Source organism: Erwinia psychrophila, from assembly GCF_039023475.1.
In the GTDB taxonomy this organism is placed as follows: domain Bacteria; phylum Pseudomonadota; class Gammaproteobacteria; order Enterobacterales; family Enterobacteriaceae; genus Erwinia.
Map to the genome: position 1 here is coordinate 166,872 of NZ_JBCHVB010000006.1, position 24,773 is coordinate 191,644.

The window sequence follows — 24,773 nt, forward strand, 5'->3', positions numbered from 1 at the left end:
TTATCCTCTGTCTTCAAGCGCCGCCCGCAGAAACCCTTTATGTTTTTCCAGCCGCTTTTGCGCCTGTGCCGCCGTCATGCCGCTCAGTATCATCAGGATGGCGGGCTTGACGGCCTGGTCCGTCTGACTCAGGGCGCGTTTCGCTTCTTCTGCCGTACAGCCCGTTGCCTGGCAAACCATCCGGCAGGCACGATCGATCAGCTTCACGTTAGTGGCCTGCATGTCCACCATCAGGTTCTGATAAACCTTACCGATTTTGACCATCGCGCTGGTCGAGATCATATTGAGCACAAGCTTCTGCGCGGTGCCTGACTTAAGGCGGGTTGAGCCGGTCAGCGCCTCCGGCCCGACGACGGGCGAGATGGCGATATCCGCCTCCCGGGCGATGGGTGAATCAGGATTACAGGAGATGGCGGCGGTACGGCAGCCCTTTTGTCGGGCAAAGCGCAGCGCGCCAATGACGTAAGGCGTTCGTCCTGACGCCGCCAGCCCCACCACCATGTCGCTGTGGGTCAGGTTCAGCGCCTGCAAATCCCTGACGCCAAGACTTTCATCATCTTCCGCCCCTTCCACCGCTTTCAGCAGCGCGCCCGGTCCGCCGGCAATCACCCCCACCACAAGGCCATGTGGGACGCCGAACGTGGGAGGACATTCAGAAGCATCCAGCACGCCCAGCCGGCCGCTGGTGCCGGCACCCATATAAATAAGTCTTCCGCCCTGTGACAGCGAAAGCGCGGCCGCATCAACGGCTTTTGCCACTGCCGGCAGCGTCGCGCGGACAGCGTCAGCCACCATCGCGTCCTGATCGTTGAATCTGGTCACCATTTCGAGCGTGGTGAGGCTGTCCAGATCCAGGGTGTCGGCGTTACGTGTTTCAGAAATCAGTGAACCAAGGTGCATACTTTTCGCCTTTTGAATAAAAAATTCTTAAAAAAAGTAACAAGAGGAATATTATATTCATTTGGCAGGGGAAATAACCGACTTTCATCATGGAATGTGATAAAAGCGGCGTTAAGTTTACCGCCGTCGCGCCAGCAAGCTATTATCAGTCCTGATAATTCAGGATGTTGCATCACCAACGGGAGAAATTGCCTGATGAGCTCACTGTTACGTATTCGCCAGCTTTATCCTCGCCTGGCTTTAAACGAGCGCAGGCTGGCTGATTTTTTGCTGTCCCAGCCGGATCGCGCCCGTCATCTGAGTTCACAAAAGCTCGCTGAGGAGTCGGGCGTCAGTCAGTCCAGCGTGGTGAAATTCGCTCAAAAGCTCGGTTATAAAGGCTTCCCGGCGCTGAAGCTGGCCCTCAGCGAGTCGCTGGCGGACAGGGATGCCATTACCGTACACAATCTGATCCTCAGTGACGATCCGTTGAAAATGGTGGGCGAAAAGCTGCTGACGGAAAAACAGTCCGCCATTCGGGCCACCCTGGATATCAACAGCGAAGAGATGCTGCTGGAAACTCTCCGGCTCCTGAGAACCGCTAACCGTATAGTGCTGGTGGGTATAGGTGCATCAGGCCTGGTGGCAAAAGATTTTTCCTGGAAGCTGATGAAAATCGGGATGAGCGCGGTTGCAGAACAGGATATGCATGCCCTGTTAGCCAGCGTACAGGCTCTGAGCGTCGGTGACCTGCTGTTAGCCATCTCTTATACCGGCGAACGCAGGGAAATTAACCTTGCGGCGCAGGAAGCCCAGCGGGCGGGTGCCAGCGTACTCGCCTTCACCGGCTTTACGCCGAATACGCTGCAACAGTGCGCCACCTACTGCCTCTATACGGTGGCGGAAGAGCAGACAACCCGCAGCGCGGCGATCTCCTCCACTACCGCGCAATTTACCCTGACGGATCTGCTTTTTATGGCGCTGGTGCAACACGATCCGGAACGCGCCTCCACCCATATTCGCCACAGCGAAGCGCTGGTGAAAAAACTGGTGTAGTGGGTATTCATTACAAGCAAATATATTGCTCACCATGAAAGTGATTGATTATACTTCCACGCTTTACATAACAGGCTATCTGGATGCTTAACATGAACGCAGGGAGTTTCAACGAAATTATCGACGAAGCATTTCTTGCAAGAAGCCTGAAGAAGCAGGTGATAGTTGACAATGCCTCTTTCACCGCACAGTCTGATCTGAAACATATTGTCTTTGGGGTCGATGGCGACTTCCTACGTCATGCCTGTATTGCTATGCAATCGATCCTGGACAATGCTGCGGAGCAATTATTCAGCTTTCATTTAATCACGGACGAAGATGTTAGCGCTATTAATGATAAGTTGACTGCAACTTTAACCGGTACGGGACACTCCTTAACGGTGCACCAAATTTCCTCCAGTCTGTTCACCAACTTTCCGTCAACGTCATTATTTACGAAGGCTATTTACTATCGTTTATTAGCGCCGCATATCCTTAATGAGGAAAAAAGCCTTCTTTATCTGGATGCTGATATCATTTGCCTTCGCTCTTTCAGAGAAATATGGGAAGAATATGATATTTCATCTGAGACGGCGTTTGTTGCGCTGGAAAACAGTAAATTTACCGATGAGTTATCTGATTCAATTGGTCTCCAAGGGAAAGACTATTTTAACTCCGGCGTAATGTTAATCAATACCCATGCCTGGATTAAAAATAACATTACCCTTGCGGCGCTGTCCGTACTTGAACAGCACGGCCACGCATTTAACTACCCAGATCAGGATGCATTGAATAAAGTCCTTGAAGGCAAAACAGGTTTTCTTGCAACAAAATATAATACTATTTTTAAAATTGAGCATGACTTAAATGGCTATCTGGCTTTGCCGCCAGATGAGACGGTTTTTCTGCATTATGCAGGGGCAGACAAGCCCTGGCAAAGCTGGAATGAACAGGCCGCCTGTAAATATTATCGCCGAATTCATGCATCATCCTGCTGGTCTTCAGTGAGTTTCGATAAACCTGCAAAAGACTGGCAGGCAAAGAAAATGTACAAGCTTATGTTCGCAAAAAAATCCATCATGCAGGGGCTGAGATGGTATTTCACCTATTTAATATTTCGTTATTTTAAATGAGATTTTCGATGAAATTAATCAAAAAACATCAAGAGCTTATCTATAGCCTCTGTATTATAGCTTTAGCCTTTGCTCTGGTATCAGATCTGTTCCTCAAAGGGCTACCTGAGAAGATTTTTTATATTGTAAGCTATGTTGCTATCATTTTCACTCTTCATCACGCATGGACACATCGCGCTGAGAAAATTGATAACAAACTCTTAATATGGTTTATGCTCTCTTTAGTATTATTTGGTCTCTCAAGGATTGTTTGGGGGTACTATTTTAAAGACACATTCTATAAAGACATACACTGGAATTATGTGAATGGTGGAAAAAGATTGCTGCTAACAGCATTTATGGTTTTTTATTTCTATAAATCACGCAGCGCGTTAAACAAAGCGACGTTAAACCTGTCATTAATCATCGTCCTGGCTGGATTATTTTATACCCTCTGGCTCGCTATCGATGCTCACTTTCTCAATGGAAGAAGAATTAAGCTGACTGCCGATGCGGCGACTACTGCCGCCTACATAATTATACTCGTCTGCATAACCTCTCTTTACCTGGCCTTTCAGCGCTTCAAAAGCACGACTTTATCAATTGTCATTTTCTTTGTGATATTCTCAATAAACATTACATTGGTTATTCTGACTGGAACGCGGTCAGCGGTAATTGTTACACCTTTATTATATATTTCATTTTTCTTTTTTTATTATAAAAATATACATAAGTTCATTATCTATGGCTGTCTGGCACTTTTTTTAGCGGCTGCCGTTGGCACGCCTTATGCCATTTGGGACAGGATGAAAGATATCAAAAATGACATAACACAATACCAGATAAAAAATAACACTTCTGTTGGCGCACGCTTTTCAATCTGGAAGTCAGGCTGGGATAGCGTTAACTTTGGCATAATTGGTCAGAGCTCAGACGCGCGTACGGAAAAGGCTCGTGATTATATTGTTAAATATGAGCGACATAATCCTGAGGCCTGGAAGAATGTAGCTTACCACGTGCATAACGATCTGCTGGAAGTCCTCTCGCTACAAGGTATTTTTGGAGTTTTCGCTCTGCTTTCGTTCTTTATTAGCGGTGTTCTATTTTCACTATCGCGAAAAATGCTAAGAACTAATGGGGTTGTTTTTATTATCGCGCCAGTCTTCCTTTTCGGCCTGGTCGACTCTGTTCTGATTCAAAGTAATTCGGTTTTGCTTATCTGTATCAGTCTGGCTCTGATGGTCACAGCGCTTAAGGAAAAGCCTGACCATAGACAGTCAAATACTGTCTCATAAAATCCATTTATTTGCGCAGGAGTGCCAATTCCTGCGCTGGAGTAAGATCCCAGACTAAGAGCAGCGTATAATGCGGACGCTTTCACCATGTCACTGAATGAGATAATCATGGCGTTACTGATTACGAAAAAATGTATTAACTGCGATATGTGCGAGCCGGAATGCCCGAATCAGGCCATCTCCATGGGTGATACAATTTATCAGATTGATGCAGACCGCTGTACCGAGTGTATTGGTCACTATGAGACCCCGACCTGTCAGCAGGTCTGTCCTATCGACAATACTATCATTACCGATCCGGCGCATATTGAGAGCGAGGATGCGCTATGGGAGAAGTTTGTGATACTGCATCACGCGGAATAAGAAGGGCGAAAGACTTTTCGCCCCTTTGCTAGTTTTCAATAATAACCGTCGCGCAGGCGTAGTGACGTTCGTCAGCAAGCGTGACGTGCACATAAGCCACGCCCAGCGTCTTTGCTACTTCGGCGGCCTTGAGAAAAAAACGCAGCCCGGGCTTGCCCAGCTCATCGTTATAAACTTCAAACTGATTGAAGGCCAGGCCGCCGCGGATCCCGGTGCCAAAGGCTTTGGCTGCTGCCTCTTTTACCGCAAAGCGTTTAGCCAGAAAGCGTACGGGCTGCTGATGAGCCTGATATTGCAGCCACTCGTTCTCACTTAAGACACGCTTCGCCAGCCGGTCGCCGGAGCGCGAGATAACCCCTTCAATCCGGGTGATTTCAACGATATCCGTACCGAGCCCGAGAATTGCCATTAGCGCCGCGCTTCCCGCAGCAGGGCTTTCATATCACTGACCGCTTCCGCCATCCCGCTCATTACCGCACGGCCGATAATGGCGTGTCCGATATTCAGCTCGTGCATCTGCGGCAGCGCGGCGACAGGCAGGACGTTGTGATAGGTCAGACCGTGGCCGGCATTGACCTTCAGTCCTTTATCATGCGCATAAGCGGCAGCATCCCTGATACGGCGGAACTCGGCGTCACGCAGTGCGCCCTCTTCCGCTTCCGCATAGGCGCCGGTATGAATTTCGATATAAGGCGCGCCTGCTGCCATCGCGGCATCTATCTGCTGATGGTCAGGATCGATAAACAGCGAAACCAGAATCCCCGCCTCCCGCAGGCGTGAAGCGGCCAGGGTAATTTTTTCCAGCTGGCCCGCCACGTCCAGGCCGCCTTCGGTCGTCACCTCTTCGCGCTTTTCAGGCACCAGGCAGCAGAAATGCGGTTTGATTTCACAGGCGATGTCCACCATCTCATCGGTGACGGCCATCTCAAGGTTCATGCGGGTCTGGATAGTCTGACGCAGCAGCTGAACGTCGCGGTCGGTAATGTGACGACGGTCTTCTCTGAGATGGACGGTGATGCCGTCAGCGCCTGCCTGCTCAGCGACAAACGCAGCCTGTACCGGGTCAGGATAGTGCGTGCCGCGCGCGTTACGGACGGTGGCAACGTGGTCGATATTAACGCCTAACAATAGCTCAGCCATGACAAACCTCAGAATTTTGCGAAGAAAAGCCAGTTTACAATGTTCTGCCCGCCCGCTGGAATGCCCTGATGCGCTTACTCCGGCTCAGGCGGCGTTTCCGGACGTTTTTTCGGCACAAACTGGCGAAACAGTTCCTGACTTTTAAGCGGTTTACCACCCAGATAGGGCTTCAGTGCTATCCGGGTGAAGCGCTTGGCGGCGCGGAGCGTATCCGCATCAGGAAAGGTGCGCTCAGCCAGCGCGCGCAGCTGACGGCCGGTGAAGGTGTTGTTATTTATCACCAGGCTGGCGATAAAGCCTTTTTCTTCACGGTAGCTATAGGTCATGCCGTCCGTCACATCTTCCCCGCTGCCCGCGCAGTGCAGGAAGTCCACACCGTAGCCAAGATGCCCCAGCATCGCCAGCTCAAAGCGGCGCAGCGCCGGCTCCGGCGTGCCGCTGGCGGAGGCAAGCGCCTGGAGACAGTAAAGATAATCGAAAAACAGTTCGGTGAAGGCGGTTTCCTGCTCCAGCACGCGTGACAGCAGTTCGTTGACGTAGAGGCCGCAGTAGAGGGTGATACCGGAAAGAGGAAGCGCCAGGGAGATCGGCTCAGCGCCGCGCAGAGTTTTGACGTCTCCTCTGCCTCCCCAGCGAACAAGCAGCGGCGTAAAAGGTTGCAGCGCCCCTTTCAGACTGGAGCGCTTACCTCTGGCACCTTTGGCAACAACGCGTATTCGCCCGTAATTTTCGGAGAAAAGATCGAGCATGAGGCTGGTTTCGCTCCAGGGACGCCCATGCAGGACAAACGCGCGCTGCCACCCCTCCATCAGGCTCAGAGATCGTCTGTATAGCCCAGGCTGCGCAGAGCACGTTCGTCATCCGCCCAGCCCGACTTCACTTTCACCCAGAGTTCCAGGTGCACTTTAGCCTCAAACATCTCTTCCATATCTTTACGGGCTTCGGTGCCGATCGTTTTGATCTTGGCGCCCTTGTTGCCAATCACCATTTTCTTCTGGCCTTCACGCTCAACCAGAATCAAACCATGAATATCATAACCGCCGCGCTCGTTGGTGACGAACTGTTCAATCTCAACCGTCACCGAGTAAGGCAGCTCGGCCCCCAGGAAACGCATCAGCTTTTCACGAATGATTTCCGATGCCATAAAGCGCTGGGAGCGGTCAGTAATATGATCTTCCGGGAAGTGATGCTCCGCTTCCGGCAGGCGTTTACGCACGATGCTGGCAATGGTATCCACATTCTTACCGCTTTCGGCAGAGATAGGCACCACATCCATAAAATCCATCTGCTGGCTGAGGAACTGCATATGCGGCAGCAGGATGCTTTTATCCGTAATGTTGTCCACTTTATTGATGGCCAGCAAAACGGGCACTTTCCCATCCTTCAGCTTTTTAACCACCATCTCATCATCAGCGGTCCAGCGCGTGCCTTCCACCACAAAAATCACCAGCTCCACGTCACCAATGGAACTGCTGGCCGCACGGTTCATCAGGCGGTTGATCGCCCGCTTCTCTTCCATATGCAGGCCGGGGGTGTCCACGTAGATAGCCTGATAGGGGCCTTCGGTATGGATGCCCATAATGCGGTGGCGGGTCGTTTGCGGCTTGCGCGAGGTAATGGAGATCTTCTGACCCAGAAGCTGGTTCAGTAAGGTGGATTTCCCGACGTTCGGGCGGCCTACGATAGCAATAAAGCCGCAATGGGGGGTTTGTTCGCTCATTCAAGTCCTAGCTTAATCAGCGCCTGTTCGGCGGCTGCCTGCTCAGCTTTACGGCGGCTTGAGCCGGTTCCGACAACCGGTTCCGCCATGCCGCTTACCTGGCAGTGAATTGTGAATTCCTGGTCATGCGCTTCGCCACGCACCTGCACCACCAGATAGGAGGGCAGCGGCAGATGACGACCCTGCAAATATTCTTGCAGACGCGTTTTTGGATCTTTCTGTTTATCACCCGGGCTGATCTGATCGAGGCGGCTGGCGTACCAGCTCAGGATCAGCTTCTCCACCGACTGGATATCGCTATCCAGGAAAACGCCGCCGATCAGCGCTTCTACGGTATCTGCCAGGATCGATTCACGGCGGAAACCGCCGCTTTTCAGCTCACCCGGCCCAAGGCGAAGGCATTCGCCAAGGTCGAACTCACGGGCCATTTCAGCCAGCGTATTGCCGCGCACCAGCGTGGCGCGCATCCGGCTCATATCGCCTTCGTCAACGCGGGGAAAACGATGGTAGAGCGCGTTGGCAATCACGTAACTGAGGATAGAATCACCCAGAAACTCCAGCCTTTCGTTGTGCTTACTGCTGGCACTGCGGTGAGTAAGCGCCTGCTGCAAAAGTTCCTGATGGGTAAAAGTGTAGCCCAACTTTTGCTGGAGCCTGTTAATGACTATGGGGTTCATGTGTTACCAGTGTCTGAATGCGTCAAATAATCTGCACACGGAACAGGGCTGGACGCGCCAACACGAGACTGTTTCGTGTGCAGTGGCCTCCCGCAGGGAAACCACCCGTTTACTCAGGTCGCCCGAAGGCGGCTATCAGTGAATACCGCCAATACGGCTGAGGCGAACGCCGGTAGGCCATTCTCCTTCCTGCTTCTCGAAGCTCATCCAGATGGCGGTCGCTTTGCCAACCAGATTGCGTTCCGGGACAAAGCCCCAGTAACGGCTGTCCGCGCTGTTATCGCGGTTGTCGCCCATCATGAAGTACATCCCTTCAGGCACGACCCATGAAGACTGCGGCTGCCCCGGCTGCTGATAATAGGCGCTTGCCTGGCTTTGCGCCTGCGTCACCAGCAGGATTGAATGCGTCACGTCACCCAGCGTCTCATTACGCGTGGCCAGACGCAGGCCGCCGCGCATCGTGTCACCCTGTGGAACCTGATAGAAACCGTTCCCTTCTTTATTGCCATCAAAGCCGCTGAAGGTTTGGATAAAATCGCTTGGCTTAACGTCAGAATAGGTCACCGCCAGCGCTTTATCACAAGAGGTTCCCGTGCCACAGGCTGGATTAATGGTGACGGTCTTACTCTGCGGATCGTAACTGACCCGGTCGCCAGGCAGCCCTACCACGCGCTTGATGTAGTCCAGACTGGGGTTTTCAGGATATTTAAAGACGGCGATATCACCACGTTTAGGATGCCCTGTCGGGATCAGCGTGGTCTGAGTAATCGGATCTTTAATCCCGTAGGCGTATTTCTCCACCAGGATGAAGTCGCCAATCAGCAGTGTAGGCATCATCGACCCGGAAGGGATCTGGAACGGCTCATAAACAAACGAACGTACGATGAAAACCAGCAGCAGCACCGGGAAAACCGATGCGGCGGTTTCCGCCCAGCCGGGTTGCTTTGCCGCTTTGCTCTGTCCGGCAGGGATTTCCCCCGCCTGAGCATCCGCTTCAGCCTGCCTGGCTTTGCGGGCTGGTGCCCACTTAAACTTATCAACACACCAGATAATACCGGTGACGAGTGTCGCTATCGCCAGAATCAGGGCGAACATATTAGCCATTCCAGTTCCCTCGTAGCCTGCGGGCCTTATTTACTGTCTTTACCAACATGCAGAATGGCAAGGAACGCTTCCTGAGGCAGCTCAACGTTACCTACCTGCTTCATGCGTTTTTTACCATCTTTCTGTTTCTGCAACAGCTTCTTCTTACGACTGACGTCACCGCCGTAGCACTTCGCCAGGACGTTTTTACGCAGCTGCTTAACGGTTGAGCGGGCGATGATGTGGTTACCGATCGCCGCCTGAATAGCAATATCGAACTGCTGGCGCGGGATCAGATCTTTCATCTTCTCAACCAGCTCGCGACCACGGTACGGCGCATTATCGTTATGGGTAATCAGCGCCAGCGCATCCACGCGCTCGGAGTTGATCAACACATCGACGCGCACCATGTTGGAAGCCTGGAAGCGTTTGAAGTTGTAATCCAGCGACGCATAGCCGCGGGATGTGGATTTCAGTCGGTCGAAGAAGTCGAGTACCACTTCGGCCATCGGGATTTCATAGGTCAGCGCCACCTGGTTACCGTGGTAAACCATGTTGGTCTGCACGCCACGCTTCTCGATACAGAGCGTGATGACGTTACCCAGGAACTCCTGCGGCAGCAGCATATGACACTCGGCAATCGGCTCGCGTAGCTCTTCAATGTTGTTCAGCGGCGGCAGTTTGCCTGGGCTGTCAACATAGACCGTTTCGCCCCCGGTAGTGACCACTTCATACACTACGGTTGGTGCGGTGGTGATCAGTTCAAGATCGTATTCACGCTCCAGACGCTCCTGAATGATCTCCATGTGCAGCAGACCCAGGAAGCCGCAGCGGAAACCGAAGCCCAGCGCGGTGGAGCTTTCCGGCTCGTAGAACAGCGAAGCATCGTTCAGGCTCAGTTTGCCCAGCGCATCGCGGAAGGCTTCATAGTCGTCGGAACTGATGGGGAACAGGCCGGCGTAAACCTGCGGCTTCACTTTTTTAAAGCCCGGCAGCGCTTTTTCTGCAGGGTTGCGCGCAAGCGTCAGCGTATCCCCTACCGGCGCGCCCAGAATGTCCTTGATGGCGCAGACTAACCAGCCTACTTCACCACACTGCAGTACGTCCCGATCGACGCGTTTCGGCGTGAAAATACCCAGACGGTCAGCGTTGTAGACCTGGCCGGTACTCATCACTTTGATTTTTTCGCCTCTACGCATGGTGCCGTTTTTAATACGCACCAGCGAGACGACGCCCAGGTAGTTATCAAACCAGGAGTCGATAATCAGCGCCTGCAGCGGGCCTTCCGGATCGCCTTCCGGCGGCGGAATATCACGCACCAGTCGCTCCAGGACTTCAGGAACGCCGACGCCGGTTTTTGCCGAGCAGCGCACCGCATCGGTGGCGTCAATGCCAACAATATCTTCGATTTCCTGCGCGACGCGATCGGGATCGGCAGCGGGCAGATCGATCTTGTTCAGCACCGGTACCACTTCCAGATCCATTTCCATCGCGGTGTAACAGTTGGCCAGAGTCTGTGCTTCCACGCCCTGCCCGGCGTCAACCACCAGCAGTGCGCCTTCACAGGCGGCCAGCGAGCGGGAAACTTCATAGGAGAAGTCCACGTGGCCCGGCGTGTCGATAAAATTGAGCTGGTAAGTTTCACCGTCCGGCGCGTGGTAGTCGAGCGTCACGCTCTGCGCCTTGATGGTAATGCCGCGTTCACGTTCCAGATCCATGGAGTCCAGCACCTGGGCCGCCATTTCACGTTCGGTGAGGCCACCACAAATCTGGATCAGACGGTCAGAGAGCGTCGATTTGCCGTGGTCGATATGAGCGATGACAGAAAAGTTTCTTATATGCTTCATTTATATGAATATTTTCGCTTAAACGTTCGGTTTAGTTCTCACGGTGAACAGAGCTATAAACAACTCTCGCAATGTACCCGCCATCAATGAGCACGCATCTTACACTGTTAGCCCCCGGCACGAAAGAATTGACGCGTACTGGCGCGCATCAAATTCGCCGTAACGCACCGCATTTTTCGCTGCGTTACGCCTCACCCTCCCCCGTGGGAGCGCGCTGAAAACCGGCCGTTAAAGCATAAGGGCCACCGAAGTGGCCCGTCACGATCGTTACAGCTAAACAATTGAATACAAATTAGTTGCTGGCGGGCAGGGTTAGCCAGTAGCCCGGCTGATAATCCAGCGGCAAAAATCGTTCATGGAAAGTGCGGAAAGTGGCGTCAGGATCGAGATCGCTGAAAAGGTCAGGATGCAGCCATTTTGCGATGGCCTGAATGGCCACGAAGTTATAGGGGCTGTCATAGAACTGGTGCCAGATCGCATGAGCGTTGCCGTTGGTGGCCACCGGTAACGTCCTGAAAGCGGGCCGGGCCATCAGCGCTGTCAGCCGCTGCTCAGCGACTTTAAGATCGGCGCCGGGTCCCACGCCTACCCAGCCGTTTGCCGTATTATAATTTTTCCAGTTAGCGCCGGTGACAATCACCACATCAGGATTCGCACTGATAATCTCTTCCGGATTGAGCGTACCAAAAGTGCCGGGGATAAGGCCTTTCGCAATATTCCTGCCGCCCGCCACTTCAACCATCCGGCCAAAATTTTCATCCCCGAAAGACATACAGCACTCATCGGTATAGCCGCCTGCGCGATCGAGCATCACTGACGGGCGCGTGCCCTGATAATCCTTCAGGCGATCGGTGACGATACCGATCTGCTCGCGACGGAAGGCAAGGATCTCTTCAGCCCGCTCAGGTTTCCCCAACAGCTGTCCCATAATGCGGATGCTCTTTTCCGCATTCTCAAACGGCTTCTCGCGGAAGTCGATAAACACGACCGGAATACCGAGCCTGGTCAGCTTCTCGATAAGTTTCCCTTCATCCGTGGCGGCTTTTGATTCCAGATTCATCAGTACAAGATCCGGCTTAAGCGTCAGCGCCTGCTCAACGTTGAAGGTGCCATCTTTCGCGCCGCCAAAGGTGGGAAGCTTTTTAATTTGCGGGTATTTTTTCTCGTAATTCTGGTAGCTGTCAAAATCCGCTTTTGGCAAATCGTCGCGCCAGCCCACGACCCTGCTGAACGGCGATTCCGTGTCGAAGGCCGCAAGAAGATAAATTTGTCGCCCCTCGCCTAAAATAATGCGTTTCACTTCCGACTTAATCTCAACCTGACGGCCGCTGACATCTTCAACGGTAAACGGCGCTGCCAGCACTTGACAGGCCAGCAACAGACCGCAAACAAGCAGGCCTGACTTTTTCAACAGCGATGGCATTGTTAACCTCATAAATTTAAATGATTATCATTATCAGTTCACGGAGATGCTACGATGTTGCTGCAGTTAACACAACCTATGTCAGATTATTTCCTGATATTTCTGTCCAGCCGGTAGATGGCTGCGGCAAAAGGGAAAAACGCTACCGCGCGCTGGGCGGTTTATCGGTTCACTAGTAGGAGCAAAAAAACAGCAGAAGGGAAACGAAAGTGTTGTCTTACTGCCGCCAGAGCGACGGCAGGCTGCCTCAGGCGCCGGTTTCTACACGAAGCGCATCAGGCGGAAGTGCGATACTCAGAATAACCGGCTGGAATGCGGCTGATTTACTCAGCCAGCCAGAGACGCCTTTGGCGATAATAAAGCCACCAATACCACCCAGCAGCGCACCCGCCGCCGCCGCCAGATCGCTGTGAAACAGCATCTGGAACAGGCCGGCAAGGATAAAGAGCCCCAGCAGCGGGGTCATATAGACCAACAGCGCGGAGCTGAGCAGGCTTTGTTCAGCGATGCCCAGCTCAATACGCTGCCCGGGAGAAAGCGGCTCAGCCGTGGCGATTTTCATGACGTGCGCGTTTTTAGGCCCCAGCTTATTCAGCATATGGCTGCCACAGCCCTTGCGGGCTGAACAGCTGCTACAGGACGTTTTGACTTCCGAGTGCAGCGTGGCTATCCCATCTTGCCAGGAGACGACCGTGGCCCATTCTCTCATCATTGTGCGTTACCCAGATTAATGCCGTCAGCGATACGTTTGGCCGTGGCGGGCGGCAACTCTCCCACCACCGTAATCTCCCGGTTATTACGTATTTCGGTCTGTACCGTACGGCGCCCGGTACGCAGCAGCTGCGAAGCGTGATTCTTGTCCGCTGCGCTAACGTTAATGGAGAAGCTGAACAGGCCATCCGAATAGAGCCGGGACTCCACAGGTTTATTCAGGGAAGGGATCTGTCTGCGGCTCTGGGTCACCTCTTTCATCCCCACCGGCAGCCATCCCGCCTGCCAGCCAAGTTTTATCTTGTCGCCCTGTGGAACGGAAAGTGAAGGCGGTAAGGTCGCTTTAACCAGACCCTGCATCATTTTTCTCACGCCCTCATCAACGGCGAAGCTGACGACGCGATACTGCTCCAGCGTTTCACCGTCGCGGTCGAGAAGATCGACGCGCAGCGGCAGCTTCGTCTCATTATCCATCCAGACGATATAGCTATAGCGGGTACCATCACGCGCCACGATGCGAATAACGTCACAAAGCTGATCGGCAATACGCGTCCGGCCAACGGCGACAAAGTCATAGTTCTCGGAGAGCTGTCTGAAATCCGCAAAGACCAGCGAAGGCAGCGAGTCAACAATATGATCCCCGGCCAGCGTAAAGGGCTCCAGGCCAGGTTCAAAATAGCTCACCTCGTTGCCGCGCTGGATAATTTCCCGGCGCGGCCCGTCCATGTGCAGCAGCTGCGCGTAGGTTTTATCGTCCACGCGCGCGTGGCGATAACGCATTGACTCAATCCCGAGCCTGGATACGCTGATATAGGCGAGTTCGTAACTGAGGGACTGGCTGGCCTGCTCCATCTGTTGAAGAAGCGCCCCGGAGGTGGTTTCCGCCGGGGCGACACTGGAGTACATCAGGCTGCCAGCCATAAGGCTGACGGCGTACCAAAATTGCTTCATTACTGCGACTGAATTCCTAACGACTGGTTACCCGGAACCTGAACAGCAGCCTGCTGTGCAGGACTATGCCCGAACTGAAGCCGATCGGAATGCAGACGGCGCTGGAGTTCATAATCCTGCAGCATCGCATTAACGCGACGGCGTTGATCCTGCACCTGCTGCGGCGCATTGCCGTTAAGCGAACTCTCTGACGGCACGCCAAGGCTGACCGGCGAGGCCTGACCCATCATTGGCAGCGTATTGAAGACCGGCGAGTCAGACTGCGGCTGTCCGCTTTGCGGCTGGTTATAGTGCTGTACGCCGACGATCACCGCCAGCGAGACGCAGGCAGCCACGCCCACCTGGGTAATCTGAGCCGCCCAGGGGCGCACTTTGTGCCAGAACGGCAGCGAAGCGTACTGTTCCGGCTTCGGCTGCGCTTCAGGAATCAGGTGCGCAGGTCTGGCAGGTTCGTTTTCAATCGCTGCCGCAACGCGGGCAGCAATGTCAACATGGACAAACTGGCCCATATCACCACGCAGGGTATCGCGAATCAGGTGATAGCTTTCCCAGTTTTTCTGCAGCGTGGCGTCTTCAGACAATGCGGATAACACTTCATTATCTAAAGTCTCACCATCCATTAAAGCGGAAAGTTGTTCTTTCTGCATGCCTAAGTACCCTTCCTGTGTCCGCTATCGCTAGCGTTGGATAAGTGGTTGAATTTTATTATCAATAGCTTCCCGCGCCCGGAAAATACGTGAACGCACCGTGCCGACCGGACATTCCATAATGGCCGCTATCTCTTCATAGCTCAGGCCATCCAGCTCCCTTAGCGTAATTGCCATACGTAAGTCTTCAGGAAGCGTCTCAATAGTGCGAAAAACTATTTGTCTTAACTCTTCCGACAACATTAAGTTCTCAGGGTTCGAAATTTCTTTCAGTGCACCCGCACTTTCGAAGTTTTCAGCGTCAATAGCATCAACGTCACTGGCGGGCGGACGACGCCCCTGAGCAACCAGATAATTTTTGGCCGTATTCACGGCAATTCTGTAAAGCCAGGTATAAAACGCGCTATCGCCACGGAACGACTCCAGGGCACGATAGGCTTTTATAAAGGATTCCTGTACTACGTCTGGCACGTCTCCAGAGGGGACATAGCGGGAAACCAGACTCGCCACTTTATGCTGGTAGCGAACCACCAGTAAATTAAACGACTTCTGATCTCCTTTCTGTACTCGCTCTACGAGAACCTGATCCGTTAACTGCTCGCTCATCCGAGGTAATGTCTCCCCAAATCTTTTTCCACGCGTTTATGAACTACCCGCAACAACCCATACTTTTCGAGCAAGCATCTGGTTTGATTGATCATCATGAGTAAAGTTCCATTGCGACGTTATATTTATGATTTCCCGGCAGAAAGAGAAGACCCGTGCTTTTTTGTCGTTATCACCGGCCTGAGCAGCCCTGCTTTCCTCCGCTTTGCCTTAGGGCGCGGCGCTTGCTACCAACGCCGCAGAGTAACCCAAGAGGCTCGTTATTTCACCTCTAAATCACCACAGCTCGGGCCAGTTCGCAATATTAAACACCAGACGTGCCGTTACTGCCCGGCAACAGCCAACCATTCATCCCTGACGCATTCCCCTCCACGCCCTGTCCGCAAGGAAGCGAAAAGACGTTTTTCCCGAGGGCGAGGAGTGATATGCTCAGCAAACCACCTGTTTAGTAAATTAAACACCATGACCTCAAGTTCCGAATACAGCTGTGACGTGCTTATCATTGGAAGCGGTGCCGCCGGTTTATCGCTTGCGCTACGCCTGGCCGAAACGCATCAGGTAACGGTGCTGAGTAAAGGCCCGGTAAGCGAAGGATCGACCTTTTACGCCCAGGGCGGCATTGCCGCTGTGTTTGATGAAACCGACAGTATTGAATCGCATGTCGAAGATACGCTGATTGCCGGTGGCGGACTGTGCGACCGGGAGGCCGTCTCTTTCATCGCCAGCAACGCGCGACACTGCGTACAGTGGCTGATTGATAATGGCATGCTGTTTGATAAGGAGACGCCGGATAGCAGCGATCCGCGCTACCACCTGACGCGCGAGGGCGGCCACAGCCATCGCCGTATTCTGCACAGCGCCGATGCGACAGGCCGCGCCGTGGAAAACACGCTGGTTAGTCGTGCGCTCAATCATCCTAATATTCAGCTTATTGAACGCTGTAATGCGGTTGACCTTATCGTTTCCGATAAAATCGGCCTGCCGGGCGATCGCCGGGTAGTGGGCGCTTATATCTGGAACCGCAAACGTGAGAGCGTGGAGATCTGCCGGGCCAGGTCGGTGGTACTCGCGACCGGCGGCGCAGCCAAAGTTTATCAGTACACCACCAATCCCGACGTCGCTTCCGGTGATGGGATCGCCATGGCGTGGCGGGCAGGATGCCGTGTCGCTAATCTGGAGTTTAACCAGTTTCATCCCACTTGCCTGTTTCATCCTGAAGCACGTAACTTCCTGCTCACGGAAGCGCTACGCGGCGAAGGAGCGGTGCTTAAACGTCCGGACGGCACGCGCTTTATGCCTGATTTCGACCCACGGGTAGAACTGGCACCGCGTGATATTGTGGCCCGCGCTATCGACCATGAAATGAAGCGTCTCGGCGCCGACTGTATGTATCTGGATATCAGCCACAAGCCGGCTGAGTTTATTGAATTTCATTTTCCGACCATCAACGAAAAATTGAAAACGCTGGGATTTGATTTGACCAGAGAGCCGATCCCGATTGTTCCGGCCGCCCATTACACCTGCGGTGGCGTAACAGTTGATCAGCATGGCCGTACCGACGTAACGGGCCTCTATGCCATCGGCGAGGTCAGCTATACCGGTCTGCATGGCGCCAACCGTCTGGCCTCCAACTCGCTGCTGGAGTGCCTGGTTTATGGCTGGTCGGCGGCGGAGGATATTCATCAGTATCTGCAAACCGTGACGATGGCGGAAGCTCTGCCAGCGTGGGATGAAAGCCGGGTGGATGATTCAGATGAACGGGTGGTGATCCAGCATAACTGGCATGAGCTGCGCCTGTTTATGTGGGATTACGTGGGAATTGTGCGCACCACCAAACGGCTGGAACGGGCGCTGCGCCGCATTACTATGCTCCAGCAGGAGATTGATGAGTATTACGCGCACTTCCGTATTTCCAATAATCTTCTGGAGCTGAGAAACCTGGTGCAGGTGGCCGAACTGATCGTCCGCTGCGCCATGGCGCGTAAAGAGAGCCGCGGCCTGCATTTCACGCTCGACTACCCGGAGATGCTGGATGAAGCCAGGCCGACGATTCTGACGCCCTGATCAGCGAAACAGATAGAAATCCCGGGTCAGGCTACAGTGCGCTTCGGAATAGCGCTGGTCTGGCCCGCGGATTGTCATCCGGTCCACAAGCTGCTCGCCCGGATGAGGAGAAAGCGCAAGCAATACGCGATTTGGCGGCCGTGACTCGTTGTCAGAAATATCGGTACGGGAACGAAGATGCCAGCCGCGCTGCACAGCATATTCAACCAGCGCGTTGCCTGCCGGCTCGGGCAGAATGACACAGAAGAATCCCTCTTCCGCGATCAGATCCTCCACGCATTGCAGCAGGATCTCATGCGTCAAATCTGCGGTATAACGGGCGGCTGCCCGTGCAGGGCTGGCGCATTCCACGCCGGGAACAAAGTAAGGTGGGTTGCTGACGATCAGGTTGTAACGATGTTCACACTGCTGTGTCCACTGCCGGATATCCCCCTGATAAATCTGAATGCGTTCAGCCCACGGCGAGGCCTGAGCATTTTCCCGGGCCTGCTCTGTCGCCTGTTCGTCCAGCTCAACGGCATCCACCCTGATCGCCTGGCCGGTCCGCTGAGCCAGCATCAGAGCGATCAATCCGCTGCCGGTGCCGATATCCAGTACCCGCGTCGCGCCTGCGACCGGCGCCCAGGCCCCCAACAGTACGCCATCCGTGCCGACTTTCATCGCGCAGCGATCGTGGGCCACAAAAAACTGTTTGAAGGTAAATCCGTTGGCGCGCAGAACCGCTTTCTTTGAAGACATTTGACTGACCTGAAGGGGAAACGGCGCTAGCATATGACAAAGTATGTTGAAGGAAAAGGCATTAAGGCCACACAAACAGATGAAGATCGTGTTCAATCTGTCTATAATCAGCGCCCCAAACTGAGGTAGACCATGACTGTAACCACTTTTTCCGAACTCGAACTTGATGAAAGCCTGCTGGATGCCCTGCAGGAAAAGGGCTTCACGCGCCCCACTGCTATCCAGGCCGCTGCGATCCCGCCTGCACTGGAGGGTCGCGACGTTCTGGGTTCGGCACCAACCGGTACAGGCAAAACGGCGGCTTACCTGCTGCCCGCACTGCAGCATCTGCTCGACTTCCCGCGTAAGAAGTCGGGACCGCCGCGCATTCTGGTTCTGACGCCGACGCGCGAACTGGCCATGCAGGTTGCCGACCAGGCGCGTGAGCTGGCGAAGCATACGCATCTGGATATTGCCACTATTACCGGCGGCGTGGCGTATATGAACCATGCCGAAGTTTTCAGTGAAAACCAGGATGTGGTGGTGGCCACGACCGGGCGCCTGCTCCAGTATATTAAAGAAGAAAACTTCGACTGCCGCGCGGTAGAAACGCTGATCCTGGATGAAGCAGACCGCATGCTGGACATGGGCTTTGCACAGGATATTGAAACCATTGCCGCTGAAACCCGCTGGCGCAAGCAGACCCTGCTTTTCTCCGCCACGCTGGAAGGTGAAGCGATCCAGGATTTCTCGGAGCGCCTGCTGAATGAGCCGGTCGAAATTGAAGCCGATCCCGCCCGTCGCGAGCGGAAAAAAATCCTGCAATGGTATTACCGCGCGGATGATGTTAAGCATAAAACGGCGATGTTGATTCATCTTCTTAAGCAGCCTGAAGCGACCCGCTCGGTGGTCTTTGTGCGCAAACGCGAACGCGTTCATGAGCTCTGCGGCTGGCTGCGTGAGGCAGGCATCAATACCAGCTACCTCGAAGGCGAGCTGGAGCAGTTTAAGCGTAACGAAGCGATTAAACGCGTCGTGGAAGGCCGCGTTAACGTGCTGGTTGCCACCGATATTGCCGCCCGCGGCATCGATATCGATGATGTCAGCCACGTTTTCAATTTCGACCTGCCGCGTACGTCAGATACCTATCTCCACCGCATCGGCCGTACTGGTCGTGCCGGGAAGAAAGGGACGGCTATCTCCTTTGTTGAGGCACACGATAATGTGCTGCTGGGTAAAATCATCCGCTATATCAAAGAGCCTTTGAAAGCGCGCACCATTGATGAATTACGCCCGACAACTCGTGCGCCGAGCGAAAAGCTGAGCGGTAAACCGTCGAAGAAAGTGCTGGCGAAGCGCAAAGAGAAGAAAGAGAAAGACGATGCGGAAAACAAACCCCGCGTCAAGAAACGCCACCGTGATGCGAAGAACATCGGCAAGCGTCGTAAGCCGAGCAGCGCAGCCAAAACGGACAGCGCTGAATAAGTAACCCGCGCTACATAAAAACCGCCCCTCAGGGCGGTTTTTTTATTGGCTTTTATAGCGGAAAAACCTGGGTTGAACGATTTGAGATGCGGAATGGCCCTGTACGACAATCAGTACGGTCACTCGCTCAAACAACCTCAGGAAAATCCTTTTTTTTCATGAGCATAATAAAAAACCCGGACGACGCTTATTTCAGCGTCACCCAGGTTTTCTTATTGTTAAGACTGAATGGGGTAAGGAGGAATATCCTTACAGGCTTTCAGTAAAAGTACGGGCGATGACGTCGCGCTGCTGTTCTGGCGTAAGCGAGTTAAAACGTACGGCATAGCCAGAAACACGGATGGTCAGCTGCGGATATTTCTCCGGATGTTTAACCGCATCTTCCAGCGTTTCACGGCGCAAAACGTTCACGTTCAGATGCTGCCCGCCTTCGACACGGACTTCGGGTTTCATTTCCAGCGGAATTTCACGGTACTCAATGTCGCCAAGTTCGCGAACGGGCACAATTTGATCTTCGCTGTATCCCGCTTTGGCGCAAACGCAGCGCGCTTCCGCTTTTTCGTCGTCCAGCAGCCAGAATGAGTTCATTAGCGTGGCGTTAGCGGCTTTCGTAATCTGAATTCCAGTAATCATATTTGCCTCCAGGCAGTTATGGCTGACCGGCGTCAGCACGAGTTATCAGTTCAATATTGATCTGCTTCATACTGTATAACAGCCTCTAAATGCGGCAACTTTGACCAGAATCAATAACTGAGGTGCGCCCGGCGCGCAAAAAATGACAACCTTCTGATTTCAGGAGGGTTTTTATCAGATAAATTTTTAATTATTTGCGTAAATTTTCAAAAATATTTTAAGTACTCACTCCGCGCGATACGCGCTAAGCTACGCATCTTATGAGATAAAGGAGGCGAACATGGTCAATGCGCTGACCTGGCACGACGTGCTGGCAGAGGAAAAAAAGAAACCCTATTTTGTCGAAACGCTTTCGCTGGTCGCGAATGAGCGGGCGGCGGGCAAGGTTGTCTATCCACCGCAAAAAGATGTGTTTAACGCATTTCGCCTCACGGAATTAGGCGAAGTGAAAGTCGTTATTCTTGGACAGGATCCTTATCACGGCCCCCATCAGGCACATGGCCTGTCGTTTTCCGTTCTGCCCGGCGTTGCCGTGCCGCCTTCGCTGGCCAATATATATAAAGAACTGGCTACGGATATTCCGGGGTTTGAACGTCCCGCTCACGGCTTTCTGGAAAGCTGGGCGCGCCAGGGCGTGATGCTGCTTAATACCGTATTAACGGTTGAGGCGGGTCAGGCGCATTCCCATGCACGCTTCGGCTGGGAAACCTTTACCGATAACGTGATTGCCGCCATTAATGCGCACCGGGAAGGCGTAGTCTTTCTGCTGTGGGGAGCGCATGCCCAGAAGAAGGGAAGCATCATTGATCCTCAGCGGCATCATATTTTAAAAGCGCCCCACCCTTCACCGCTCTCCGCACACAGAGGTTTTCTGGGCTGTGGGCACTTCTCCAGAACAAATGAACTGCTGGAAGAGCAAGGCGAAAAGCCGATCGACTGGCAGCCACAGCTGCCGGCATAAAGGCGAAAAAAAAGCACCCTAAGGTGCTTTTTTTAAGAGCGAATGGTTACGCTTTGGCTTTGGCAACCGCTACCATCGCCGGACGGAGCAGGCGACCATTAAGCGTATAGCCGCGCTGCATCACCATCAGTACGTGATTTGGCGCCACCTCTTCTGACTCCATCATCGACATCGCCTGATGCAGTTCCGGGTTGAAAGGTTCGTTAACCTCGCCAACCACTTCAACGCCGAACTTGCGAACGGCGCCCAGCAGGGATTTCAGCGTCAGGTCGATACCTTCCACCATCGCGGTCAGCTCGGCGTTGTTTTTATCCGCCACTTCAAGCGCGCGCTCAAGGCTGTCGATCACCGGCAGCAGTTCGTTGGCGAACTTCTCAAGCGCAAATTTATGCGCTTTTTCCACATCAAGCTCAGCGCGACGGCGGATGTTTTCAATCTCAGCCTGAGCGCGGATCTGCGCTTCACGCACGCCGCCCTGCGACTGCGCCAGCTGGACTTCCAGTTCGGCAATGCGCTCATCACGCGGATCCACGCCTTCCGCTGTCTCTGCGTCCTGATGTTGCGCCTGTTCCATCTCAATATCGTCTGAGACTTGCTCGTTTGGTGTGTTCTGTTCTTTACTACTCATGAATTTCTCCGCGTTTGTGCACATTCATCTCGCTGGTTCGCTTATTATGGGGATCAGAATTGCGGTTTCAAGGGAACCCGTCACATTGTCTGGGGTAGTTTACCTCATGAGGAAAGCCAGCATCATGAACAACCATTTCAACTGTATCGGTATTGTGGGGCATCCACGCCATCCTACCGCGCTGACAACGCATGAAATGCTCTACCGCTGGCTGACGGCAAAGGGATATCAGGTCATTATCGAACAGCAGATTGCCCGCGAGTTGAAACTTACCGATGTGGAGACGGGCACGCTGTCTGAAATCGGCCAGCAGGCTGACCTGGCCGTGGTGGTCGGCGGCGACGGCAATATGCTTGGAGCCGCCCGCGTGCTGGCACGCTACGATATTAAAGTCATTGGCATCAACCGCGGCAACCTGGGTTTCCTGACCGATCTCGATCCCGATAATGCCCAGCAGCAGCTGGCGGATGTGCTGGAGGGGAAATACATTACCGAGAGCCGTTTTCTGCTGGAAGCGAGCGTTTGCAGCAGGGGAAACGAACCGCGCATTGGTACCGCAATCAATGAGGTGGTGCTCCATCCGGGTAAAGTGGCGCATATGATCGAGTTCGAGGTCTATATCGACGAAACCTTCGCCTTCTCTCAACGCTCAGATGGCCTGATCATTTCTACGCCAACCGGTTCAACGGCTTATTCGCTCTCAGCCGGTGGGCCGATTTTAACCCCTTCGCTGGATGCTATTGCCATCGTGCCGATGTTCCCGCATACGCTCTCTGCGCGTCCGCTGGTGATCAACAGCAGCAGCACCATTCGCCTGCGTTTTTCGCATATGCGCAGCGATCTGGAAGTAAGCTGCGACAGTCAGATTGCCCTGCCCATTCAGGAAGGCGAAGATGTTCTCATCCGCCGCAATGAAGATCACCTGAATCTGATACATCCACAAAACTATAACTATTTCAACACGCTAAGTTCTAAACTGGCGTGGTCAAAAAAATTGTTCTAAAAACCGCCCCAGCATCTTTACTGGTTATAAAACCAGTATATACTGTATGAAAAACCATATCTGTGTTTTCGTACAGGAACAACAATTATGCTGGCACAACTGACTATCAGTAACTTTGCGATTGTTCGTGAGCTGGAGATCGATTTTCAGCGCGGTATGACCGCTATCACTGGCGAAACCGGCGCCGGTAAATCTATTGCTATTGATGCATTAGGTCTCTGCCTGGGCGGGCGTGCTGAAGCAGATATGGTGCGCCAGGGCGCCACGCGGGCGGATATCTGCGCCCGCTTTTCGCTGAAGGATACCCCTTCCGCCCTGCGCTGGCTGGTTGACAATGAGCTTGATGAAGGACAGGAGTGCCTGCTGCGCCGCGTCATCAACAGCGATGGACGCTCCCGTGGCTTTATTAACGGGACGGCTGTTCCCCTCTCTCAGCTCCGCGACCTGGGCCAGCTGCTAATCCAGATTCATGGACAGCACGCCCATCAGATGCTCCTGAAGCCTGAACATCAGAAAGTCCTGCTTGATGCCTATGCGGGTGAAAACGATCTGCGTCAGGCAATGGCGCTGGCCTACCGTCAGTGGCATCAGAGCTGCCGCGCGCTGGCCCAGCATCAGCAGCTTTCGCAGGAGCGGGAATCCCGTCGTGAGCTGCTTCAGTATCAGCTTAAAGAGCTGAATGAGTTTGCGCCCGTGGCCGGGGAATATGAAAGCATCGATGAAGAGTATAAGCGTCTGGCCAACAGCGGCCAGCTGCTCTCCACCAGTCAGCAGGCGCTGATGCTGCTGGCCGATGGTGAAGAGACTACGTTGCTGACGCAGCTTCACACGGCTCAGCAGTACGTCAGTGAACTGATCGGCATGGATGATAAGCTGAACGGCATTTACACGCTGCTGGAAGAGGCCTCCATCCAGATCAGTGAAGCCAGCGACGAGCTTCGCCACTACTGCGAACGCCTCGACCTCGATCCTAACCGCCTCTACGAGCTGGAGCAGCGTCTTTCACGTCAGATCGCCCTGGCCCGTAAGCACCATATCTCCCCTGAAGAGCTGCCCGCGTTTCATCAGCAGATGCTGGAAGAGCAGACGCTGCTGGATCAGCAGGAGAGCGATCAGGATGAGCTGGCGCTGGCCGTCGCCGCACATCATCGCACCGCGCTAGCCTGTGCGGAGAAGCTGCACGCCCGCCGCCACCATTTTGCCCAGGAGCTGAGCGCGCTGATCAGCGAAAGTATGCACACCCTCTCCATGCCGCATGGTCAGCTGAGCATTGAAGTGCAGTTTAACGCCGAGCACCTGACCGCCGAGGGCGCTGATCGCATCGACTTCCGCGTCACCACTAACCCAGGGCAGCCGCTACAGCCGCTCTCTAAGGTCGCTTCCGGCGGCGAACTCTCGCGCATTGCGCTGGCGATTCAGGTGATTACCGCCCGTAAAATGGATACGCCTGCGTTGATTTTTGATGAGGTGGATGTGGGCATCAGCGGTCCTACCGCTGCCGTTGTCGGCAAGATGCTGCGCCAGCTCGGCGAATCCACGCAGGTGATGTGCGTAACTCACCTGCCACAGGTCGCGGGATGCGGAAACCAGCACTTCTACGTCAGTAAAGAGACCGATGGCGCGATGACCGAAACGCATATGCGTCCGCTGGACAAGCGCGCCCGCCTGCAGGAGCTGGCCCGCCTGTTGGGCGGCAGCGAAGTGACCCGCAATACGCTTGCCAACGCAAAAGAGCTTTTAGCGGCCTGATTGCCGCACTTTTTTGGCCTCTCGTGGTCATAACCCTCGTTCGC

Annotated in this window: 25 protein-coding genes; 9 read left to right on the top strand and 16 right to left on the bottom strand. The window is 53.8% G+C overall.

Annotation, left to right across the window (positions count from 1 at the left end; all coding sequences use genetic code 11):
* The gene (murQ, locus tag AAH446_RS15250) at positions 1-918 is read right to left on the bottom strand and encodes an N-acetylmuramic acid 6-phosphate etherase (RefSeq protein ID WP_342907622.1); all 918 of its coding nucleotides are present in this window, start codon (positions 916-918) and stop codon (positions 1-3) included.
* A gap of 177 nt (positions 919-1,095) precedes the next feature.
* On the opposite strand from murQ, the gene AAH446_RS15255 reads away from it, so the two are divergent.
* The 4 genes from AAH446_RS15255 to AAH446_RS15270 all read left to right on the top strand — a co-directional run bounded on the left by AAH446_RS15255 (position 1,096) and on the right by AAH446_RS15270 (position 4,684).
* Positions 1,096-1,935: a MurR/RpiR family transcriptional regulator gene (locus tag AAH446_RS15255; protein WP_342907531.1), complete on the top strand. Its 840-nt coding sequence runs from the start codon at positions 1,096-1,098 to the stop codon at positions 1,933-1,935.
* Positions 1,936-2,027: 92 nt separating this feature from the next.
* The gene (locus AAH446_RS15260) at positions 2,028-3,047 is read left to right on the top strand and encodes a glycosyltransferase family 8 protein (RefSeq protein WP_342907532.1); all 1,020 of its coding nucleotides are present in this window, start codon (positions 2,028-2,030) and stop codon (positions 3,045-3,047) included.
* 8 nt (positions 3,048-3,055) lie between these two features.
* Positions 3,056-4,321, top strand: coding sequence for an O-antigen ligase family protein (locus AAH446_RS15265; RefSeq protein ID WP_342907533.1), 1,266 nt, complete (start codon positions 3,056-3,058; stop codon positions 4,319-4,321).
* A gap of 108 nt (positions 4,322-4,429) precedes the next feature.
* Positions 4,430-4,684, top strand: coding sequence for a YfhL family 4Fe-4S dicluster ferredoxin (locus tag AAH446_RS15270; protein ID WP_342907534.1), 255 nt, complete (start codon positions 4,430-4,432; stop codon positions 4,682-4,684).
* A gap of 28 nt (positions 4,685-4,712) precedes the next feature.
* On the opposite strand, the gene acpS is transcribed toward AAH446_RS15270, so the two are convergent.
* The 12 genes from acpS to rpoE form a co-directional block, all read right to left on the bottom strand.
* Positions 4,713-5,093 carry a holo-ACP synthase gene (gene acpS / locus AAH446_RS15275; RefSeq protein WP_342907535.1) on the bottom strand — a complete coding sequence of 127 codons (381 nt, stop codon included), beginning with the start codon at positions 5,091-5,093 and terminating at the stop codon, positions 4,713-4,715.
* Positions 5,093-5,824: a pyridoxine 5'-phosphate synthase gene (gene pdxJ / locus AAH446_RS15280; protein WP_342907536.1), complete on the bottom strand. Its 732-nt coding sequence runs from the start codon at positions 5,822-5,824 to the stop codon at positions 5,093-5,095. Before pdxJ ends, acpS begins: the two co-directional genes overlap by 1 nt.
* A gap of 74 nt (positions 5,825-5,898) precedes the next feature.
* Positions 5,899-6,633, bottom strand: a complete 735-nt coding sequence (gene recO, locus AAH446_RS15285; RefSeq protein ID WP_342907537.1) for a DNA repair protein RecO — start codon at positions 6,631-6,633, stop codon at positions 5,899-5,901.
* A gap of 5 nt (positions 6,634-6,638) precedes the next feature.
* Positions 6,639-7,544 (bottom strand): GTPase Era, encoded by a 906-nt coding sequence (gene era, locus AAH446_RS15290; protein ID WP_342907538.1) that lies wholly within the window; start codon positions 7,542-7,544, stop codon positions 6,639-6,641.
* Positions 7,541-8,221 (bottom strand): ribonuclease III, encoded by a 681-nt coding sequence (gene rnc, locus AAH446_RS15295; RefSeq protein ID WP_342907539.1) that lies wholly within the window; start codon positions 8,219-8,221, stop codon positions 7,541-7,543. The genes era and rnc overlap by 4 nt, the downstream gene beginning before the upstream one ends.
* Before the next feature lie 135 nt (positions 8,222-8,356).
* A complete protein-coding gene (lepB, locus tag AAH446_RS15300; RefSeq protein ID WP_342907540.1) occupies positions 8,357-9,325 on the bottom strand; it encodes a signal peptidase I in 969 nt (322 codons plus the stop codon).
* 26 nt (positions 9,326-9,351) lie between these two features.
* Entirely contained in the window at positions 9,352-11,151 is a 1,800-nt protein-coding gene (lepA, locus tag AAH446_RS15305) for a translation elongation factor 4 (protein WP_342907541.1), read from the bottom strand.
* Between the two features lie 292 nt (positions 11,152-11,443).
* Positions 11,444-12,574: an ABC transporter substrate-binding protein gene (locus tag AAH446_RS15310; RefSeq protein WP_342907542.1), complete on the bottom strand. Its 1,131-nt coding sequence runs from the start codon at positions 12,572-12,574 to the stop codon at positions 11,444-11,446.
* Between the two features lie 247 nt (positions 12,575-12,821).
* On the bottom strand, positions 12,822-13,286 hold the full coding sequence (gene rseC, locus AAH446_RS15315) for a SoxR-reducing system protein RseC (RefSeq protein ID WP_342907543.1): 465 nt from the start codon (positions 13,284-13,286) through the stop codon (positions 12,822-12,824).
* Positions 13,283-14,236 (bottom strand): sigma-E factor regulatory protein RseB, encoded by a 954-nt coding sequence (gene rseB / locus AAH446_RS15320; RefSeq protein ID WP_342907544.1) that lies wholly within the window; start codon positions 14,234-14,236, stop codon positions 13,283-13,285. Before rseB ends, rseC begins: the two co-directional genes overlap by 4 nt.
* Positions 14,236-14,883, bottom strand: a complete 648-nt coding sequence (gene rseA / locus AAH446_RS15325) for an anti-sigma-E factor RseA (protein ID WP_342907545.1) — start codon at positions 14,881-14,883, stop codon at positions 14,236-14,238. The genes rseB and rseA overlap by 1 nt, the downstream gene beginning before the upstream one ends.
* Positions 14,884-14,913: 30 nt before the next feature.
* Positions 14,914-15,489, bottom strand: a complete 576-nt coding sequence (gene rpoE, locus AAH446_RS15330; protein ID WP_342907546.1) for an RNA polymerase sigma factor RpoE — start codon at positions 15,487-15,489, stop codon at positions 14,914-14,916.
* A 462-nt stretch (positions 15,490-15,951) separates the two neighbouring features.
* On the opposite strand from rpoE, the gene nadB reads away from it, so the two are divergent.
* Positions 15,952-17,553: an L-aspartate oxidase gene (gene nadB / locus AAH446_RS15335; protein WP_342907547.1), complete on the top strand. Its 1,602-nt coding sequence runs from the start codon at positions 15,952-15,954 to the stop codon at positions 17,551-17,553.
* Here the strand turns inward: nadB and trmN are convergent, their stop codons facing one another.
* Positions 17,554-18,291 (bottom strand): tRNA(1)(Val) (adenine(37)-N(6))-methyltransferase TrmN, encoded by a 738-nt coding sequence (gene trmN / locus AAH446_RS15340; RefSeq protein WP_342907548.1) that lies wholly within the window; start codon positions 18,289-18,291, stop codon positions 17,554-17,556. It abuts the gene before it with no gap.
* 132 nt (positions 18,292-18,423) lie between these two features.
* Between trmN and srmB the strand changes: the two genes are divergently transcribed.
* Positions 18,424-19,755 (top strand): ATP-dependent RNA helicase SrmB, encoded by a 1,332-nt coding sequence (gene srmB / locus AAH446_RS15345; RefSeq protein ID WP_342907549.1) that lies wholly within the window; start codon positions 18,424-18,426, stop codon positions 19,753-19,755.
* A 249-nt stretch (positions 19,756-20,004) separates the two neighbouring features.
* Here the strand turns inward: srmB and grcA are convergent, their stop codons facing one another.
* Positions 20,005-20,388, bottom strand: coding sequence for an autonomous glycyl radical cofactor GrcA (grcA, locus tag AAH446_RS15350; RefSeq protein WP_342907550.1), 384 nt, complete (start codon positions 20,386-20,388; stop codon positions 20,005-20,007).
* A gap of 280 nt (positions 20,389-20,668) precedes the next feature.
* Here grcA and ung point away from each other — a divergent pair, with 280 nt between their 5' ends.
* Complete coding sequence (ung, locus tag AAH446_RS15355) at positions 20,669-21,349, top strand: uracil-DNA glycosylase (RefSeq protein WP_342907551.1); 681 nt, start codon at positions 20,669-20,671, stop codon at positions 21,347-21,349.
* Between the two features lie 46 nt (positions 21,350-21,395).
* On the opposite strand, the gene grpE is transcribed toward ung, so the two are convergent.
* Positions 21,396-21,977, bottom strand: coding sequence for a nucleotide exchange factor GrpE (grpE, locus tag AAH446_RS15360; protein ID WP_342907552.1), 582 nt, complete (start codon positions 21,975-21,977; stop codon positions 21,396-21,398).
* Between the two features lie 124 nt (positions 21,978-22,101).
* Between grpE and nadK the strand changes: the two genes are divergently transcribed.
* Both nadK and recN read left to right on the top strand, forming a co-directional pair.
* A complete protein-coding gene (gene nadK, locus AAH446_RS15365) occupies positions 22,102-22,980 on the top strand; it encodes an NAD(+) kinase (RefSeq protein WP_342907553.1) in 879 nt (292 codons plus the stop codon).
* Positions 22,981-23,067: 87 nt separating this feature from the next.
* Positions 23,068-24,729, top strand: a complete 1,662-nt coding sequence (gene recN, locus AAH446_RS15370; RefSeq protein ID WP_342907554.1) for a DNA repair protein RecN — start codon at positions 23,068-23,070, stop codon at positions 24,727-24,729.
* Positions 24,730-24,773: the final 44 nt, after the last annotated feature.

Coding starts and splice junctions, on each gene's coding strand:
- AAH446_RS15255 (WP_342907531.1), top strand. CDS start 1,096: ATGAGCTCACTGTTACGTATTCGCCAGCTTTATCCTCGCCTGGCTTTA.
- AAH446_RS15260 (WP_342907532.1), top strand. CDS start 2,028: ATGAACGCAGGGAGTTTCAACGAAATTATCGACGAAGCATTTCTTGCA.
- AAH446_RS15265 (WP_342907533.1), top strand. CDS start 3,056: ATGAAATTAATCAAAAAACATCAAGAGCTTATCTATAGCCTCTGTATT.
- AAH446_RS15270 (WP_342907534.1), top strand. CDS start 4,430: ATGGCGTTACTGATTACGAAAAAATGTATTAACTGCGATATGTGCGAG.
- acpS (WP_342907535.1), bottom strand. CDS start 5,093: ATGGCAATTCTCGGGCTCGGTACGGATATCGTTGAAATCACCCGGATT.
- pdxJ (WP_342907536.1), bottom strand. CDS start 5,824: ATGGCTGAGCTATTGTTAGGCGTTAATATCGACCACGTTGCCACCGTC.
- recO (WP_342907537.1), bottom strand. CDS start 6,633: ATGGAGGGGTGGCAGCGCGCGTTTGTCCTGCATGGGCGTCCCTGGAGC.
- era (WP_342907538.1), bottom strand. CDS start 7,544: ATGAGCGAACAAACCCCCCATTGCGGCTTTATTGCTATCGTAGGCCGC.
- rnc (WP_342907539.1), bottom strand. CDS start 8,221: ATGAACCCCATAGTCATTAACAGGCTCCAGCAAAAGTTGGGCTACACT.
- lepB (WP_342907540.1), bottom strand. CDS start 9,325: ATGGCTAATATGTTCGCCCTGATTCTGGCGATAGCGACACTCGTCACC.
- lepA (WP_342907541.1), bottom strand. CDS start 11,151: ATGAAGCATATAAGAAACTTTTCTGTCATCGCTCATATCGACCACGGC.
- AAH446_RS15310 (WP_342907542.1), bottom strand. CDS start 12,574: ATGCCATCGCTGTTGAAAAAGTCAGGCCTGCTTGTTTGCGGTCTGTTG.
- rseC (WP_342907543.1), bottom strand. CDS start 13,286: ATGATGAGAGAATGGGCCACGGTCGTCTCCTGGCAAGATGGGATAGCC.
- rseB (WP_342907544.1), bottom strand. CDS start 14,236: ATGAAGCAATTTTGGTACGCCGTCAGCCTTATGGCTGGCAGCCTGATG.
- rseA (WP_342907545.1), bottom strand. CDS start 14,883: ATGCAGAAAGAACAACTTTCCGCTTTAATGGATGGTGAGACTTTAGAT.
- rpoE (WP_342907546.1), bottom strand. CDS start 15,489: ATGAGCGAGCAGTTAACGGATCAGGTTCTCGTAGAGCGAGTACAGAAA.
- nadB (WP_342907547.1), top strand. CDS start 15,952: ATGACCTCAAGTTCCGAATACAGCTGTGACGTGCTTATCATTGGAAGC.
- trmN (WP_342907548.1), bottom strand. CDS start 18,291: ATGTCTTCAAAGAAAGCGGTTCTGCGCGCCAACGGATTTACCTTCAAA.
- srmB (WP_342907549.1), top strand. CDS start 18,424: ATGACTGTAACCACTTTTTCCGAACTCGAACTTGATGAAAGCCTGCTG.
- grcA (WP_342907550.1), bottom strand. CDS start 20,388: ATGATTACTGGAATTCAGATTACGAAAGCCGCTAACGCCACGCTAATG.
- ung (WP_342907551.1), top strand. CDS start 20,669: ATGGTCAATGCGCTGACCTGGCACGACGTGCTGGCAGAGGAAAAAAAG.
- grpE (WP_342907552.1), bottom strand. CDS start 21,977: ATGAGTAGTAAAGAACAGAACACACCAAACGAGCAAGTCTCAGACGAT.
- nadK (WP_342907553.1), top strand. CDS start 22,102: ATGAACAACCATTTCAACTGTATCGGTATTGTGGGGCATCCACGCCAT.
- recN (WP_342907554.1), top strand. CDS start 23,068: ATGCTGGCACAACTGACTATCAGTAACTTTGCGATTGTTCGTGAGCTG.